At 74.5% G+C, this 15,879-nt stretch carries 16 protein-coding genes and 2 tRNA genes; 2 read left to right on the forward strand and 16 right to left on the reverse strand.

What is annotated here, in order from left to right:
* The 16 genes from VGL20_07555 to VGL20_07630 form a co-directional block, all read right to left on the reverse strand.
* A partial coding sequence (locus VGL20_07555; GenBank protein ID HEY2703530.1) for an FAD-dependent oxidoreductase occupies nt 1–918 on the reverse strand: 918 nt, incomplete at its 3' end.
* Entirely contained in the window at nt 915–1,274 is a 360-nt protein-coding gene (panD, locus tag VGL20_07560; GenBank protein HEY2703531.1) for an aspartate 1-decarboxylase, read from the reverse strand. The genes panD and VGL20_07555, both read right to left, overlap by 4 nt.
* The gene (panC, locus tag VGL20_07565) at nt 1,256–2,224 is read right to left on the reverse strand and encodes a pantoate--beta-alanine ligase (GenBank protein HEY2703532.1); all 969 of its coding nucleotides are present in this window, start codon (nt 2,222–2,224) and stop codon (nt 1,256–1,258) included. Before panC ends, panD begins: the two co-directional genes overlap by 19 nt.
* 8 nt (nt 2,225–2,232) lie before the next feature.
* A complete protein-coding gene (gene panB, locus VGL20_07570) occupies nt 2,233–3,042 on the reverse strand; it encodes a 3-methyl-2-oxobutanoate hydroxymethyltransferase (GenBank protein ID HEY2703533.1) in 810 nt (269 codons plus the stop codon).
* Between the two features lies 1 nt (nt 3,043).
* The gene (locus tag VGL20_07575) at nt 3,044–4,060 is read right to left on the reverse strand and encodes a DUF2520 domain-containing protein (GenBank protein ID HEY2703534.1); all 1,017 of its coding nucleotides are present in this window, start codon (nt 4,058–4,060) and stop codon (nt 3,044–3,046) included.
* Nucleotides 4,061–4,287: 227 nt separating this feature from the next.
* Entirely contained in the window at nt 4,288–6,198 is a 1,911-nt protein-coding gene (gene ftsH, locus VGL20_07580) for an ATP-dependent zinc metalloprotease FtsH (GenBank protein HEY2703535.1), read from the reverse strand.
* Nucleotides 6,195–6,971 (reverse strand): tRNA lysidine(34) synthetase TilS, encoded by a 777-nt coding sequence (gene tilS, locus VGL20_07585; GenBank protein HEY2703536.1) that lies wholly within the window; start codon nt 6,969–6,971, stop codon nt 6,195–6,197. The genes ftsH and tilS overlap by 4 nt, the downstream gene beginning before the upstream one ends.
* 41 nt (nt 6,972–7,012) lie before the next feature.
* Nucleotides 7,013–7,085, reverse strand: a tRNA-Met gene (locus VGL20_07590).
* Between the two features lie 45 nt (nt 7,086–7,130).
* Nucleotides 7,131–7,205: transfer RNA gene (locus tag VGL20_07595), tRNA-Met, on the reverse strand.
* A 100-nt stretch (nt 7,206–7,305) separates the two neighbouring features.
* Complete coding sequence (locus VGL20_07600) at nt 7,306–7,707, reverse strand: hypothetical protein (GenBank protein ID HEY2703537.1); 402 nt, start codon at nt 7,705–7,707, stop codon at nt 7,306–7,308.
* A gap of 236 nt (nt 7,708–7,943) precedes the next feature.
* Complete coding sequence (locus VGL20_07605) at nt 7,944–8,837, reverse strand: MazG family protein (protein ID HEY2703538.1); 894 nt, start codon at nt 8,835–8,837, stop codon at nt 7,944–7,946.
* Nucleotides 8,838–8,996: 159 nt separating this feature from the next.
* Nucleotides 8,997–12,518 carry a transcription-repair coupling factor gene (gene mfd / locus VGL20_07610; protein ID HEY2703539.1) on the reverse strand — a complete coding sequence of 1,174 codons (3,522 nt, stop codon included), beginning with the start codon at nt 12,516–12,518 and terminating at the stop codon, nt 8,997–8,999.
* Nucleotides 12,502–13,077, reverse strand: coding sequence for an aminoacyl-tRNA hydrolase (pth, locus tag VGL20_07615; protein HEY2703540.1), 576 nt, complete (start codon nt 13,075–13,077; stop codon nt 12,502–12,504). Before pth ends, mfd begins: the two co-directional genes overlap by 17 nt.
* The gene (gene ybeY / locus VGL20_07620; GenBank protein ID HEY2703541.1) at nt 13,077–13,514 is read right to left on the reverse strand and encodes an rRNA maturation RNase YbeY; all 438 of its coding nucleotides are present in this window, start codon (nt 13,512–13,514) and stop codon (nt 13,077–13,079) included. The genes pth and ybeY overlap by 1 nt, the downstream gene beginning before the upstream one ends.
* 79 nt (nt 13,515–13,593) lie before the next feature.
* A complete protein-coding gene (rpsU, locus tag VGL20_07625; protein HEY2703542.1) occupies nt 13,594–13,776 on the reverse strand; it encodes a 30S ribosomal protein S21 in 183 nt (60 codons plus the stop codon).
* 120 nt (nt 13,777–13,896) lie between these two features.
* The gene (locus VGL20_07630; GenBank protein ID HEY2703543.1) at nt 13,897–14,349 is read right to left on the reverse strand and encodes a hypothetical protein; all 453 of its coding nucleotides are present in this window, start codon (nt 14,347–14,349) and stop codon (nt 13,897–13,899) included.
* 84 nt (nt 14,350–14,433) lie between these two features.
* Here VGL20_07630 and VGL20_07635 point away from each other — a divergent pair, with 84 nt between their 5' ends.
* Nucleotides 14,434–15,345: a LysR substrate-binding domain-containing protein gene (locus tag VGL20_07635; protein HEY2703544.1), complete on the forward strand. Its 912-nt coding sequence runs from the start codon at nt 14,434–14,436 to the stop codon at nt 15,343–15,345.
* Between the two features lie 128 nt (nt 15,346–15,473).
* Nucleotides 15,474–15,879, forward strand: a 406-nt coding sequence (locus tag VGL20_07640; GenBank protein HEY2703545.1) for a hypothetical protein, incomplete at its 3' end; no start/stop codon positions are given.

A 15,879-nucleotide genomic window follows, 5' to 3' on the forward strand; every position in this document is an offset into this window, starting at 1 on the left:
GTCGAGGTGGACGGAGCTCTCGCCGGAGCGCTGGAGCTCGCGCCAGATCGCCTGCGACACGACGTCCCGCGGGGCCAGCTCGCCGCGCGGGTCGGCGTCGAGCAGGAAGCGCTCGCCGCGGCCGTTGACCACCCGCGCTCCCTCGCCGCGCACCGCCTCGCTGATGAGGAAGCGGGGGGCGCCATCGAGCGCCAGCGCGGTGGGGTGGAACTGGACGAACTCCATGCTGGCGCACTCGGCGCCGGCGTCGTGGGCGAGGGCGATGCCGTCGCCGGTGGCGGGCGCCGGGTTGGTGGTGTGCCGCCAGAGCCGGCCGGCGCCGCCGCTGGCGAGCACCACCGCGCCGGCGAGCAGCCGGCGGACGGCCCCGGTGTCGCCGTCGCAGACCTCGACGCCGATGCAGCGGCCGCGGCCGTCGGTGAGCAGCCGGGTGACCAGGTGGCGCTCGAGCAGGCGGGCGCCGGTGGCCCGCAGCCGGCGGATCAGGCTCGACTCGATCTCGAGGCCGGTGGCGTCGCCCCGGGCGTGGAGGATGCGGGACCGGGTGTGGGCCGCCTCACGCCCGAGCAGCAGGGCGCCGTCCTGGGTGTCGAAGCTCACCCCCCACTCGACCAGGTCGCGGACCCGGCGCGGCCCCTCCTCGACGAGGACGCGGACCGCGGCCTCGTCGCAGAGCCCGCGACCGGCGGCGAGGGTGTCGGCGAGGTGGAGCTCGGGGGTGTCGTCGCCGGCCACGGCGGCGGCGATGCCCCCCTGGGCCCACCGGCTGCAGCCGTCGTCGAGCGCCGCCTTGGTGACCACCGTGACCCGGGCCCGGCCGGCGGCGACCAGCGCCGCCACCAGGCCCGCGATGCCGCTGCCGATGACGACCAGGTCCGCTGCGTCGCCCGGGGTCTCCGTCGAGCTCGGTGGGTTCAGAGCACGCTCGCCTTCACTCGAACCCGGTTGGAGGCGTCGACCTGCACCACCCGGGGGGTGTGCGCGGCCAGCTCGGCCTCGTCGTACTGGGCGTAGGTGATCAGGATCACGGTGTCGCCGGGGTCGCCGATGTGGGCCATGGCGCCGTTGAGGGCGACCTCCCCGGGGGCCCCCTCGATCGCGTACGTGACCGCGCGGGAGCCGTTGGTGACGTTGACGATGTGCAGCTGCTCACCGACCACGATGTCGGCGAGCCGCATCAGCTCGCTGTCGATGCTGCAGGAGCCCTCGTAGTGCAGATCCGCCCGCGTCACGGTGGCGCGGTGGATCTTCGACTTCATGACGGTACGCTGCACGGGCGGCTCCTACCGGCGGGGGCGACCTCTGGGCGAACCGGCGAGGTGGCGCCGCCGACGAAGGCAGTCGTTGGCGCGTCCGCCGCTCCCAGGCAGAGAGTGTCGATCAGCCGGGTCGCGCCTATTCTAGCAGCGACCAGGATTCGGGCCCGGCCGCCAACCTGCTCAACCGGCTCGAAGCTGCCCTCGTCGACGACCGCGATGTACTCCACGACGAGGTCCGGTGAGGCGCCGGCAACCGCGGCGGCGGCGGCGGCCAGGGCCGGCCCGCTGCGCTCCCCCGCGGCGAACCGTCGGGCGGCGGCCGCCAGCCCCCTGGGGATGGCCAGGGCCTGGGCCCGCTCGGCGGCGGAGAGGTGGACGTTGCGGCTGCTCAGGGCCAGGCCGTCGGCGTCGCGGACGGTGGGACAGACGACGATCTCGGTCCCGGTGTCGAGGTCCTCGGCGAGGCGGCGCACCACGGCGCACTGCTGGGCGTCCTTCTCGCCGAAGTAGGCGCGGTCGGCCCGGGCGGCGATCAGCAGCTTGGCCACGACCAGCGCCACCCCGTCGAAATGGCCCGGCCGGAAGGCCCCCTCCAGAGTGGAGGTGACCGCCCCGCCGACCTGCACCCCGGTGGCGAACCCGGCGCCGTACATGGCGGCCGCGTCCGGGACGAACGCGGCGTGCGCCCCCTCGGCGGCGAGCATGGCGAGGTCGGCGCGGAGCGTCCGCGGGTAGCGGGCGAGGTCGTCGCCGGAGGTGAACTGCGCCGGGTTGACGAAGATGCTGACCACCACCCGGTCGCACTCGTCTCCGGCCCGGGCGATCAGGCTGCGGTGGCCGGCGTGGAGGGCGCCCATCGTGGGCACCAGGGCGACGCTGAGGCCGGCGGCCCGCCAGCGCTCCGACTGGAGGCGGAGCGCCCCGGGGGTGGCGAGGACCCGCGGCGCGTCGGCGAGATCGTGCATGGCGTCTCTCAGTGGTAGCTGTGGGCGTCGTCGGGGAAGGCCCCCGAGGCGACGTCGGCGGCGAAGGCGGTGAGCGCGTCGACGGCCTGAGCGCCGAGGTTGGCGTAGGCGCGGACGAACTTGGGCATCGGGTCCTGGGTGAGGCCGAGCAGATCGTGGACGACCAGAACCTGGGCGTCGCAGTCGGGGCCGGCGCCGATCCCGATCGTGGGGATGCGCAGCGTCGCGGTCACCTCGGCGCCCAGGTCCCGCGGCACCCCCTCGAGGACGAGCGAGAAGGCGCCCGCCTCCTGAAGGGCGATGGCATCGTCGAGGATGCGCCGGCGGTCGTCGCCGCTGCGGCCCTGGACCCGCATCCCGCCGAGGGAGTTGACGAACTGCGGGGTGAGCCCGAGGTGGCCCATCACCGGGATCCCGCGCTCGACCAGGTGGGCGGCGAGCGCCACCACGCGGCCGCCCCCCTCCACCTTCACCGCGTTCATCCCCGCCTTGAGGAAGGCGGCGGCGTTGTGCACCGCCTCGGCGTCGGAGGCGTGGTAGGCGCCGAAGGGCATGTCGCCCACCAGCAGCCGCGCCGGGGCGCCCCGGGCGACGGCGCGGGCGTGATGGAGCATCTCCTCCATGGTCACCGGCAGGGTGCTCGAGTAGCCGAGCATCAGACCGCCGAGCGAGTCGCCGACCAGCAGGACGGGGATGCCGGCGGCGTCGAGGATGCGCGCCGTGGTGTAGTCGTACGCGGTGACGACGGCGAACCGCCGGCCCTCGCGCTTGCAGGTCTGGAGGTCGTGGACGGTGACCGGGCGGCCGCCGGCGGCCACCTCAGGCCGGCGCCGAGACGGGGGCGAGCCCGGCGAGGCCGGCGTGCACCCGCCGGGCCCTGCCCGCCCGGCGGCGCCCTCCCGACGGTGAGCCGGCCGCGGCCAGCACCGCCGCGACCTCCTCCCGACCGGTGCCGCCGGCGGTGCGCAGGGTCTCGCTGGCGAGGTCGCGGTAGAGCCGCCGGGTGGCGGGGTCGCGGCGCAGCGCCTCGAGGTGACGGTCGACGGTGGCTGCGTCGTTGCGCACCACCGGGCCGGTGAGCGCCGAGCGCACCCCCAGCCGGCGGACGTTGCGCGCCGCCCCCTCGAGCAGGCTGGCCAGCGCCTCGCCGGCGATGTCGGCGTCCACGCCGGCGCTCTCCAGCAGCGCGGCGGCCCGGGCCAGCAGCGCCAGCGGGGCGTTGCCGGCGAGCACCGCGGCGGCGTGATAGAGAACGCGCCCGCCCGCGGGGACCGCGAAGGGGATGCCGCCGAGGTCGCCGACCAGCCGCTCCAGCACCGGCCGCAGCCGCTCGTCGGCCTCGATCGCGAAGTAGCTGCCCCTGAGCGCGCCGGCGGCGTCGCCCCCGGTCAGCGACTGCAGCGGGTGCACGCTGCCCACCGCCCCGGCGGCGTGGCGGGCGGCGGCGAGGACGGCGGCGGGGTGGGCGCCGCTGCAGTGCACCAGGCCGCGGCCCCCGAGCGAGGCGCCGCTGGCCGCGATCGTCGCCGCCACCCGGGTGATCTCGGAGTCGGGGACGGTGAGCAGGATGAGGTCGGCGTGGCGGGTGGCCGCCACCGCGGAATCGACCACCCGGGCGCCGACCCGCGCGGCGAGGGCGTGGGCGTGCTCGGGGGTGCGGCTGGTCACCGCGGTGATCGCGTACCCGGCCCGGTGGGCGGCGAGGGCGAGGGCGGAGCCGCAGCGGCCGGCGCCGACCACCGCGATCCGCGGGCGTACCGGGGGCGACCCGGCGGCGGGGCGCACGGCGTCCACGATTGCGGTGGGGACCCGGTCCCGCACGGGGGCGCGTCTCACGTCTCGGTCACCTCGTGATCCAAGCGTCGCGGTGCGCCTCCGCCCGGGTGGGGAGGGTGACGGCGGCCGTCCGGAGCTCCTCGCGGCGCCACCGGGCGTCCACGGGAGAGGGCGGTCGCCACCTCCTCGACACGAGGTGTGCGCGCCCAGATGGTACCGCTAGTGGCCCGGCGCGCTCATTCCGTCACCGACTCCGAGGGGTCCGCCGCGCGGCCGCGGCGGCCGGGTCACATCCCGGCGGCGGCGGTCGGGGCCGAGTCGACCCGGTGGAGCAGATCGGCCTGCTCGATGATCCGGTCCATCTCCATCGCGTCCATCGTCTCGATCTCGACCAGCCGGGCGGCGAGGGCGCGGAGCACGTGCTCGCGCTCGCGGAGCACCTGCTTGGCGAGCATGAAGGCGCTGTCGACGAGGTGGTGGATCTCCTGGTCGATCTCGCTGGCGACCTCCTCGGAGTAGTTGCGCTGCTCGCCGAGGTCGCGACCGAGGAAGACCAGCTCCTCCTTGGTGCCGAAGGCGAGCGGGCCGAGCTTGTCGCTCATGCCCCACTCGGTGACCATCTTGCGAGCCAGCGAGGTGGCCTTGCGGATGTCGTCCTGGGCACCGGTGGTGATGTTCTTCTCGCCGAGGATCAGCTCCTCCGCGCAGCGGCCGCCGAGGATGCCGGCGAGCTGATCGGCCAGCTCGGCCTTGCTCACCAGGTACTTGTCCTCCTGGGGCAGGCTCAGCGTCCAGCCCAGCGCCATGCCGCGGCTCACGATGCTGATCTTGTGGACCGGGTCGGTGTGCGGCAGCGTCCGCATCACCAGCGCGTGGCCCATCTCGTGGAAGGCGATGGTCGTCTTCTCCTTCTCGGAGATCATCCGGCTCTTCCGCTCCGGGCCGGCGATGACCCGGGCGATCGCCTCCTCGAGGTCCTTCATGGTGATCAGCTTCCGGTTGTTCCGCGCCGCCAGGATCGCCGCCTCGTTGATGAGGTTCGACAGGTCGGCGCCGGAGAAGCCGGGGGTCTGCTTGGCGAGCACCTCGAGCAGCACCGACGAGTCCAGCGGCTTGTTGCGCGCATGCACCTCGAGAATGGCGCGGCGGCCGCGGATGTCGGGGCGGTCGAGGGTGACGTGCCGGTCGAAGCGGCCCGGACGGAGCAGGGCGGGGTCGAGCACGTCGGGCCGGTTGGTGGCCGCGATGACGATGACGTGGGTGCTGGTCTCGAAGCCGTCCATCTCGACGAGCAGCTGGTTCAGGGTCTGCTCGCGCTCGTCGTGGCCGCCGCCGAGGCCGGCGCCGCGCTGGCGGCCGACGGCGTCGATCTCGTCCACGAAGACGATGCAGGGGCTGTTCTTCTTGGCCTGGTCGAAGAGGTCGCGGACGCGGCTGGCGCCGACGCCGACGAACATCTCCACGAACTCGGAGCCGCTGATGCTGAAGAAGGGGACGCCGGCCTCGCCGGCCACCGCCTTGCTCAGCAGCGTCTTGCCGGTGCCGGGAGGGCCGACCAGGAGCACGCCCTTGGGGATGCGCGCGCCGACCGCGGTGAACTTGTCCGGGTACTTCAAAAACTCGACGATCTCGGTGAGCTCGATCTTCGCCTCCTCGACGCCGGCGACGTCGTTGAAGGTGATCTGCGGCTTGTCACCGGCCAGCAGACGGGCACGGCTGCGCCCGAAGGAGAGGGCCTGGTTGTTCCCGCTCTGGGTCTGTCGGAGCATGTACCACATGAACCCGCCGATCACGACGAGCAGGAAGAGGTTAGGAAGGATGATGCTCCACAACAGATTGCCCCCGCTGGGTGGGTCGGCTTTGTAATTGGTGTAGCCGTGGTTGCCGAAGTATCCCGCGATGTCCGAGTTCTGGGGAGTCGCGGTGTGGATCTTCTCGTTGTTGGCGGTGTACCAGGTGACGCTCTGGCCGTCGCCGTCGATGATCGTCTGGTGGTTCTTGTCGGTCGAGATGGTGGTGCCGGGTTCGCAGCCGGTCGCGCCGCCGCTCGGCTGTGCGCACAGGACCGCCCGCTGGAGCTCGCCGAGAGTGCGGTCGGCGGGGCTGGTGCTCGGGAAGCTCCGGTAGGCCAGGACGGCCACCATGATGATCGCGGTGACGAGGAGGAAGTAGACGAGAGGACGCCTCTGGCCAGTCATGGGGGGCAGTCTAGCATGGGGTCGGAAACCGCCCGATGGGCACGATGCGGCTCCGTGGTGGGTCCGTCACCGGCGCGTTCCTCACTTCGGGTGAGGTCCCCTTCGACGAGAACGCGGCGCTGGCCCTCGGCGAGGGCGACCAGCCTCCGCCGCGCCGCGGGGAACACCTCCTCGAGAGCCGGGATGAGCTCCTCACGCACCCTGGTGCGCAGGAACCGGGGATCCCGGTTCGATGGATCGTCGAGGGGGTCGAGGCCGAGCGCGGCGCAGTAGGCGACGGTGTCCCGCCGCCAGAGCCGGAGCAGCGGCCGGACCAGCGGCCCGGTCCGCGGCGCCATCCCGGTCAGGGCGCGCGGGGTGGCCCCGCTCAGCGCCCGCATCAGCACGGTCTCGGCCTGGTCGTCGGCGGTGTGCCCGAGGGCGACGGCGCCCGCCCCGCGCTCGACCGCGAGCCCGCGGAGGGCGGCGTGCCGGGCCCGGCGGGCGGCGTCCTGGAGCGAGCCCCCCGGCTCCACCATCACCCGCAGCCGGGCGAAGTCGAGGCCGCGTCGCCCGGCGGCCACGGCGACGGCGTCCGCCTCCGCCGCCGACCCCTCGCGCAGCCCGTGGTCGACGTGGGCGACGACCAGGTGCAGCCGCCGGGGCGGGGCGAGGCGGGCGAGGCCGTCGAGGAGCGTCAGCGAGTCGGGCCCGCCGCTGCAGGCCACCAGCACCGTCTCCCCCGGCTCGATCAGCCGCTCGCGGTCGAGCGCCCGGGCGAGCTCGCGCCGCACCCTCGCGACCGCCGGGACGCGCTCCGGCCCGCTGAGCCGCGAGGCGGTACCTGGAGTCGAACCAGGGACATAGCGGGTATGAGCCGCCTGCTCTGCCAACTGAGCTATACCGCCCGGGAGAGTCCGCCGGCGCGCGGCGCGCGGCCGTGGCGGAGGGAGTGGTTGCGGCGGTTGGATTCGAACCAACGACCTTCGGGTTATGAGCCCGACGAGCTGCCACTGCTCCACGCCGCCCACGCAGTTTACCCGACGCGGCTTTTGCCGCGTCGGGCTGCCGGGGCGGCGTGGAGCTCTCCCGCGGGGGGGCCGGCCATGGTCTCCGGGATCCGCCGCGTCAGCGGCGCGGGACCGTGAACTGCATCGGTGTGGGGCCGGGGGACGGCGCCGCGGCGGCGGCGGGGGCCGCGGGGGCCGCGGCGGTCGCGGCGGGGGCGGGGGGTGCGCCGGCAGGACGGGGGGTGGGACTCGGGACGCCGGGGAGGGGGCCCGGGTCGACGCCGCCCTCGGCGGGGACCCTGGCGCCGGGGGTGGCGATCACGAAGAGGCGGTCGCCGGGACGGATGTAGCCGAGGCGGCGCGCCTCCTCCTCGAGCCAGCCGCTCGAGCTCGCCGACGCCAGCTCCCGCCGGCGCAGGTCGACCTGCTGGCGGAGGGCGGTGTTCTCCTTCTGGAGGGTGCGCACCCGTCCGTCCAGAGCGTGTCCCGCGGTGGTGGCCGCGTACACCGCGTAGGTCACCCACGTCCCGGCAACGGCGACACCGACGGCGAGCAGACGTCGCCGGGTGAGGGTGCGGCGGGAACGCGGAAGGATTGCGACGGCCCTCTGAGACGTTGGCGGGATCGGCCGTGACGCGCAGAGTATACCGGCGCTGTCGCATTACCGGGCGATGGTCAGTTTGTCCCGGGGGAGGCTCCGCCTCCCTGTCCCGTCGCGGGAGGCTGTTCGCGCGCCTGTGTGTCGTGGTGCGCCACCTAGCCGCTCTCGCCGCTCTCCTGCCAGCGCCGCTCCCACTCCTCGGGCTCGACGCTGTAGAGCGACCGGCCCTCCTCGCGGGCCCGGGCCTCCAGGGCGCGGAAGCGGTCGGCGAAACGGTCGGCGCGCTGGCGCAGGGCGTCCTCCGGGTTGACGCGCAGCCGGCGGGCCACCGCGACCGCCGCCCAGAGCAGCTCGCCGACGGCGGCCTCGAGGGCGGCCGGGGCCGGGGGCGGCGGGGGGGCGTGGCCGCCGGGCACGGGCGGCGGGGCGGGCGAGGGGGTGGCCCCGTCGACGGCCCAGTCCTCGCCCTGCCGCGGCGGGGGCGCGGCGGCGGCGGCGGTCTCGACCTCGAGCCCGGCGACCGCCTCGAGCAGGCCGGCGAGGGCGCCGGCGACCTCGGGGGTCTCGTCGAAGCCGAGCCTGGCGGGGCGCTTCTGAACGCCGAGGGCGTAGGCGAGCGCGGGAAGGGTGATCGGCACCCCCTCGAGAACCGAGAGCCGCTCCCCCTTCTCCGCCGCCTTCAGCCTCTCCCAGTTCACGACCACCTCGGCGGCGCCGGCCACCTCGGTGGTGCCGAAGACGTGGGGATGGCGGTGGACCATCTTCTGCCGGGTCACCTCGGCGACCTCGCCGATGTCGAATCCGCCGGGCGACTCCTGGGCGATGGCGCAGTGCATGAACACCTGGAGGAGGATGTCGCCGAGCTCCTCGCGCAGCTGCGCCGGCTTGCCGCCCTCGATCGCCTCCAGCGCCTCGTAGGTCTCCTCGAGGAGGTAGGGGCGCAGGGTGCGGTGGGTCTGCTCGCGGTCCCAGGGGCAGCCCCCGGGGGCGCGCAGCCGCTCCACCACCTCGCCGAGCGCCCGGACCGACTCCGCCGCCTCGTCCCTCACGGGTCACTCCTTCTATGTCGGGGGGGCTGCGTCCCCCCGTCCACTCGCGGGGAGCGCTGCGCGCTCCTCGCGAGTACCCCCCTCGCCGGCCTCGCCGGCGACGCTCGCGCTGCTCGCTCCTCGGCCAACCGGTCCTGTGTCCCCATCTTCTCCGCCCGCCTACGAGGCGGCCCGCTGGCGGATGCGCTCGAGCCGGCCCAGCTCGCGCAGGGCGCGGACCAGCACATCCTCCCATCCGGCCTCACCCGGACGCCGCGTCGTGGGCACCCGCAGCCGGGTGGGCCCGGCGGTGACGCCGCGGAACTGGGCGGCGACGGCGGGCAGGTCGAGGCCGTGACCGGTGGGGAGGCGCACCACCACCGCCTCGCCGTCCCGCTCCACGCCGAGCGCGCCGGCGGCAGCGGCGAGGAGGCGCACCCGCAGGGTGAGGAGCAGCGCCTGGGCGGGGGCGGGCGGCGGCCCGAAGCGGTCGGCGAGCCCACGCCCGCGGGTCTCGAGCTCCATCTCGGTGGCGGCGGCGGCGAGGTCCTGGTAGCAGCGCAGCCGCAACCGCTCGTCGCTGACGTAGCTCGGCGGCAGGTGTGCGGCGAGCGGCAGCGAGACCGTGACCTGGGCGGGCGACTCGACCACCGGCTTCCCCTGGAGCCGGGTCACGGCGTCGCGAAGGAGGTGGTTGTACAGCTCCAGCCCGACCGCGGCGATCTCGCCGTGCTGCTCCTCGCCGAGCAGGTTGCCGGCGCCCCGGATCTCCAGGTCGCGGAGCGCGAGGCGGAAGCCCGCCCCCAGGTCCTGGAGGTCGCCGATCACCTCGAGCCGCTTGTCGGCGCGCTCGGTCAGCGACTTCTCGGGCGGGTAGAGGACGTACGCGTAGGCGCGCTGCCCGGCGCGACCGACCCGGCCGCGGAGCTGGTAGAGCTGTGCCAGCCCGAGCCGGTGGGCGTCGTTGACGATGATGGTGTTGGCGTTGGGGATGTCGAGGCCGGACTCGATGATGGTGGTGCACAGCAGCACGTCGATCTCGGCGTCCATGAAGCGCTGCATCACCCGGGCCAGCGACCGCTCCGGAAGCTGGCCGTGGCCCACCTCGATGCGCACCCCGGGCATCAGCTCGCGCAGCTTCTCGGCCTCGCGCTCGATGCCCTGCACCCGGTTGTGGACGTAGTACACCTGCCCGCCGCGGGCGAGCTCGCGGGTGATCACCTCCCGGATCAGGCCGTCCTCACGGGCGGTGACGAAGGTCTTGATCGGCTGCCGCTCCTCGGGCGCGGTCTGGATCACGGAGAGGTCGCGGATCCCCGCCAGCGACATGTGCAGGGTGCGCGGGATCGGCGTGGCCGAGAGCGAGAGCACGTCGACGGCCACCCTCAGCTGCTTGAAACGCTCCTTCTGGAGGACGCCGAAGCGCTGCTCCTCGTCGATGATCACCAGCCCCAGGTTGCGGAAATGGACGTCCTTGGAGATCAGCCGGTGGGTGCCGATGACGATGTCGACGCCGCCCGAGCGCAGCCCGGCCAGGGTGTCGGTGACCTCGTCCGGGGTGGAGAAGCGGGAGAGCTGCCGGACGGTGATCGGGAAGGGGGCGAGGCGCGCCGAGAACGTGGTGAAGTGCTGCTGGGCGAGCACCGTGGTGGGCACCAGCATCGCCACCTGGCGGCCGTCGGCGGCGGCCTTGAACGCGGCCCGCATCGCCAGCTCGGTCTTGCCGAAGCCGACGTCGCCGCAGACCACCCGGTCCATCGGACGCGACGACTCCATGTCCCGCTTGATCTCCTCGAGCACCACCTCCTGGTCGGGGGTCTCCTGGTAGGGGAAGGCGGCCTCGAGCTCGTGCTGCCAGGCACCGTCGGGCGGCACCGGGGTGCCCTGGGTCGACTCCCGCCGCGAGTAGAGGGCGAGCAGCTCGCGGGCCACCTCCTCGGTGCGCTCCTTGACCCGCCGCTTGGTGCGCTCCCAGTCGCCGCCGCCGAGCCGCGACAGCTGCGGCCGGCCGTCGGCGCCGCCGACGTAGCGGTCGACGCGGTCGAGGTGGGCGACGGGCACGTAGAGCTTGTCGCCCTCGGCGTACTCGACGGTCATGTACTCGTGCTCGCCGCCGTCGTCCTCGACGGTGCGCATCTCGATGAACCGTCCGATGCCGTGGTCCTGGTGCACCACCAGGTCGCCGGGCTGGAAGGGGATGACGAACGCCTCGCGTGCCGGAGCACCCGTCGCCGCCCGCCGCGCCCCCCGCGCCGAGGTGGACACCACGGTGCGGCGGCCGCCCCGGGCGAGCCGCGACCCGCGGCGTTTGACGGCACCGAAGAGCTCGGCGTCGGTGACCACGTCGAGCCCGGCCGCGTCCGCGGAGAACCCCTGGGAGAGGTCGCCGTGGACGGTGACCAGGCTGCCCGCCACCAGCGGGGTGGCGGCCGGCTCCTCCTCGGCCGACACCGCGTCGAGGCCCTGCTCGGCGGCGAGCTCGGCGACGCGGTGCTCCTGCCGGGACAGCACCAGCTGGCAGCGGCCGGCGTCGAGGCGGCGGCGCACCTCGGTGGCGAGGGCGTCGAAGCGGCCGACGAAGCTGTCCGCGCCCCGCCAGCCGAGGTCGACGGCGGCGGCGTCCGCCGACTCCCGGACCACCTCGATCGGGGCCAGCCGGTCGAGCAGGGCGTCCGCGGCCTCGGCGTCGAGGAGGCCGCTGCGCGACCCCACCGGCAGCTCGCCGCGCTGCTCCTCCTGGGCGCGCAGGCCCTCGGCCTCGACCAGGTACCGCGACACCGCACGGCGCCAGCGGTCCCGGCCGCCGACCACCAGGGTGATCGGTGTGTCGAGGTGGTCGAGCAGGGTCACCGGGGGGTCCTGCTGCAGGTAGGGGGTGAAGAGGTCGATCCCCTCGCCGTAGGCGCCGGCGCCGAGGCGGTCGATGTCGCGGAGCCAGTCGTCGCGGATCTCCGGGCGGGCCCCCGAGAGGTCGAGGTCGCGCACCGCGGCGAGCGCCCGCGCCACCGACTCGGGCGAGAGGTCGAGCTCGCGGGCGGGGGGCACGGTCACCACCTCGAGCTGGGCCACCGAGGTCTGGGTGGCGACGTCGAAGGCGCGCAGCCCCTCGACCTCGTCGCCGAACCACTCGGCGCGCCAGGGGCGGTTGCGGTCGGGCCCGAAGGCGTCGATGATGCCGCCGCGCACCGAGAACTCTCCCGGCGACGACACCGCCGGCTCGCGGCGGTAGCCGAGCGCCACCAGCCTGTTCATCACCGCGTCGCGGGAGACCGCCTCGCCACGCCGCAGGGTCATGCCGCGGCGGACCAGCGCCGGGGGCAGGGTGGGCCGCACCAGGCCGCCGGGCGCGGCGACCACGATCGCCGGCCCCTCGCCGGCCACGGTGGCGAGGGTCGCGAGGCGGTGGCGGGTGACCTCCTCGCCGGGGGCCACCCGGTCGAACGGCAGGGTGTCGGCGGCGGGAAACAGCGCCAGCCGCTGGTCGCCCGCCCATGCGGCGGTGTCCGACCAGGCGGTCTCGGCCTCCGGCGAGAGCACCAGCACGTCCCGGCCGGTGGTCTCGCGCAGCCACCAGGCGAGCAGGCCCACCGCGCCCGCGGGCACCCCGGCCAGGATGCCCCGGGGGGCGCGCACCAGCGCCCGGAGCTCGGCGACGCCGTCGAGCCGGGAGCGGAGGGTGGGGACGTCAGTCGTCGGGGGCACGGTTGAACACGTTCATGGCGGGCTCGAGGCCCTCGCGGACGATGGCGACCACCGCGTCGGCGGCCCGGCCGACGAGCGCCGGCAGGCGCTCGCGCTCGTCGGGGTCGAAGGGCTGGAGAACATAGTCGACAGGGTCCACCCCGGGGGGCGGCCGGCCGATCCCGACGCGCACCCGCACGAAGTCCTGGGTCTGCCAGGAGTCGATGAGGTGGCGCACCCCCCGCTGGCCACCGGCGCTGCCGCCGCGGCGCAGGCGCAGCCGTCCCAGGGGGAGGTCGAGGTCGTCGTGGACGACGATCGCGTCCTCGGGCGGGGTGCCCAGCTTGCCGGTGAGGTGGCGGCCGGCGCGTCCGCTGAGGTTCATGAAGGTGGTGGGACGGGCGATGACGATGTCGTGGCCATCGATCGAGCCCTCGCGAATCTTCGCCGGCCCCTCCTTGCGCTCCTTTCCGAAGCGGCCGCGCCGCTCCAGCTCGGCGAGGGTGCGCCAGCCCACGTTGTGCCGGGTGGATGCGTACTCGCCGCCGGGATTGCCGAGCCCGATGACCAGCGTCGCCACTACTCCTCGCCCGGCTCGAGGTCCGGCACGGCCTGGCCGGGAAGCAGGCGGCGGGTCTCCTCGGTCATCGCCGCCGCCCCCGCGGGGTCGGCGTGGTCGTGACCGAGGCAGTGGAGAAGGCCGTGGACCGCGAGCAGCCGCAGCTCGGCGACGCCGTCCTCCGCCTGGCCGAGGGCGCGCTCGACCGAGATCGCCAGGTCGCCGACGTGGCCGGGCTCCCCGGTGGGGAAGGCGAGGACGTCGGTGGGCGCGCCGACGCCGCGGAAGCGGGTGTTGAGCTCCGCCAGCTCGGCGTCGTCGGTGAGGCGGACGCTGAGCGAGGCGCGCGCGGGCACGTCGAGAGACGCTCCGCAGCGACGCAGCAGGGGGGCGAGCGACGCCTCCCGGACCGCAGTCCGGGCCGCCTCGCCGAGCCCCTCGGCACGGACCACGGTCACGCGCACAGCCGGGGTCCGGCGCCGGGGCACGGGGGAATTGCGCCCCCGTGCCGCCGGGCGCTCTGCGCCGGGACCGGGCTCACCCGGCCTTGAGACGACGCTTCTTGGCGGCGACCAGCTTGCGCTTGCGCCGCACCGATGGCTTCTCGTAGTGCTCACGGCGACGCACCTCCGAGAGAATGCCGTTCTGCTTGATCTTCTTGTTGAAGCGTCGCAGCGCGCTCTCGAAGGTCTCGCCCTCGCGGACCTTGACCTCCGACACGTTCGGGAACTCACCTCCTCTTCGCCGGCTGGGGACGAACGGAAGATGAATCCCACGCAGGCGTCGCGAGTGTACCGGGTTTGCGGGCGGCGGGCGTGGCCCGCCGCCGCAGATGCCGGGTCAGGCGGCGCTGTCGTACCGCCAGATGCCGGAGCCGGGGGTGACCTCGACGTCCTCGGGCAGCTCGCACCGCCACGGGAGCATGAGGTCGAAGACCACCTCCTGGACGGTCCAGAGGACGTCCATGATCTCGGTGACCTTCACCTGGCGCCGCCCCACCGCGTCGGTGACGGTGCGCAGGGCGGTCTCGTCGCCGGAACCCTCGACGATGCCGACGGCGTTGTGGAGCAGCTCACCGGACTGCAGGGCGAGGTCCTTCGGGGCCTCCTTGATGCCCTGCAGATGGGTCTCCTCGCACATCTCGATGACCTCGTCGACGCGCTCCACCAGCCGGCGGAAGCGGGTCCGCTCGGCCAGGTCGCGCTGATGACGGAGCCGCGCGCGGTGCAATTCTGCGGTCGCGTTCTCAATAAGCATCCGATTCTCCGCGAGGCACTCCACGTCGAAGTCCACCAGTTGATCTCCGCGAGAGGCCTCGAGAGAGAGTACCCACCTGGACAGTTGACTTCAACATCACAATTCGGTTCGAATTGATGCATGGATCGCATCAATGTGGACGGGCTCCGGACCTTCCTCGCGGTCGCCCATCACGGCCACCTCGGCCACGCCGCCGAGGCCCTGGGGGCGGAGCAGTCGACGGTCTCGCGAAAGATCGCGCGGCTCGAGGAGGAGGTCGGGGTCGCCCTCTTCGAGAGGGTACGCCGCAGCATCCGGCTCACCCCCGCCGGCAACCGGTTCGTGCCCCGGGCGGAGCGGCTCCTCCACGACCTCCGCGAGGCCATCGCCGACGCCGAGGGGGCGGTGTCGGTGGAGAGCGGGGAGGTGCGCCTCGGCTTTCTCCACACCGTCGGGGCGCGCTGGCTGCCGGAGCGGCTCGCCCGCTTCATCGACCGCCACCCCGGGGTGCGCTTCACCCTCCGGGAGGGCACCTCGGCGGAGGTGGTGAGCGGGGTCCTCAACGGCGACTTCGACCTCGGCATCCTCGGCCCGCCACCGGTCGGCCAGCGCGACCTGGAGATCGTCGCCCTCTTCCGCGAGCGGGTGGCGGTGGTGGTCCCCGCCGGCCACCCCCTGGTGGGGCGCAGCTCCTGCACCCTCCGCGACCTCGCCGGTGAGGCCCTGATCCTCCCCCGCTCGCGCAGCGGCCTCCGCAAGGTCGTCGACGAGGCATTCCTCCGCGAGGGGCTGACCGAGACCGTGGCCTACGAGGGAGACGACTTCACCATCGTCCAGGGCCTGGTCGAGGCGGGGCTGGGGATCACCCTGCTGCCGATGCCGCTGCCGGTGCCCTCGACCCGGGTGGCGGTCATCCCGCTGCGCCAGCCGCCGATCGCCCGCACCATGGCGCTCTGCTGGGACCGCCGCCGGGTGCTCCCGCCGCCCGCGGCGCTCTTCGCCGAGCACCTGACCCCCTCGGCCGAGCCCTTCGATCCGCCCCCCAGCGCCTGAGCCCGCCGCCGGCTGCGACCGCATGAGTACGTAGAGTCGCGCAGGCGGAGGGCTGTCATCGACGGCGGAGATGATGGCCTGGAGCCTGCCCCCCTAAGATTGGGCGCGTCAGTGCCCAGAGGAGAAGGATGGAGACGATCGTCCTCGCCGCCCTCGCCGCGGTCCTGCTCGCCGTCGCCGGCGCGGTGGCCGCCCGCGGCCTGCGCGCCCGCCGGCAGCCGGACCGCAGCCCCGCGGCCGCGGCCGCGGCCCGCACCGCCCTGGTCGAGGCGCGCACGCACGCCGCGGCGGTGCTCTCCCAGGCACGCACCGAGGCGATCAGCGCACGCAGCGCGGTGATGGACGAGCTCGCCGAGCGCCAGGCGCTGCTGGAGGCGCGTGACAGCGTCCTCGAGGAGCGCAGCCGCGCCCTCCAGGAGCGGCGCCGGGTGGCCGAGGAGCGCCGTGAGGCGCTGGAGCGGGAGCGGGCGGCGCTGGAGGCGGCGCAGCTCGAGGTCACCGAGTCGCGCGGGGAGATCGGCCGGCAGCTGGAGG

This window comes from Candidatus Dormiibacterota bacterium, from assembly GCA_036495095.1.
In the GTDB taxonomy this organism is placed as follows: domain Bacteria; phylum Chloroflexota; class Dormibacteria; order Aeolococcales; family Aeolococcaceae; genus CF-96.

What these genes read in the sequence shown, in the direction of transcription:
- panC (HEY2703532.1), bottom strand. Translation starts at nt 2,224, where the DNA reads ATGCACGATCTCGCCGACGCGCCGCGGGTCCTCGCCACCCCCGGGGCG.
- ftsH (HEY2703535.1), bottom strand. Translation starts at nt 6,198, where the DNA reads ATGACTGGCCAGAGGCGTCCTCTCGTCTACTTCCTCCTCGTCACCGCG.
- VGL20_07635 (HEY2703544.1), top strand. Translation starts at nt 14,434, where the DNA reads ATGGATCGCATCAATGTGGACGGGCTCCGGACCTTCCTCGCGGTCGCC.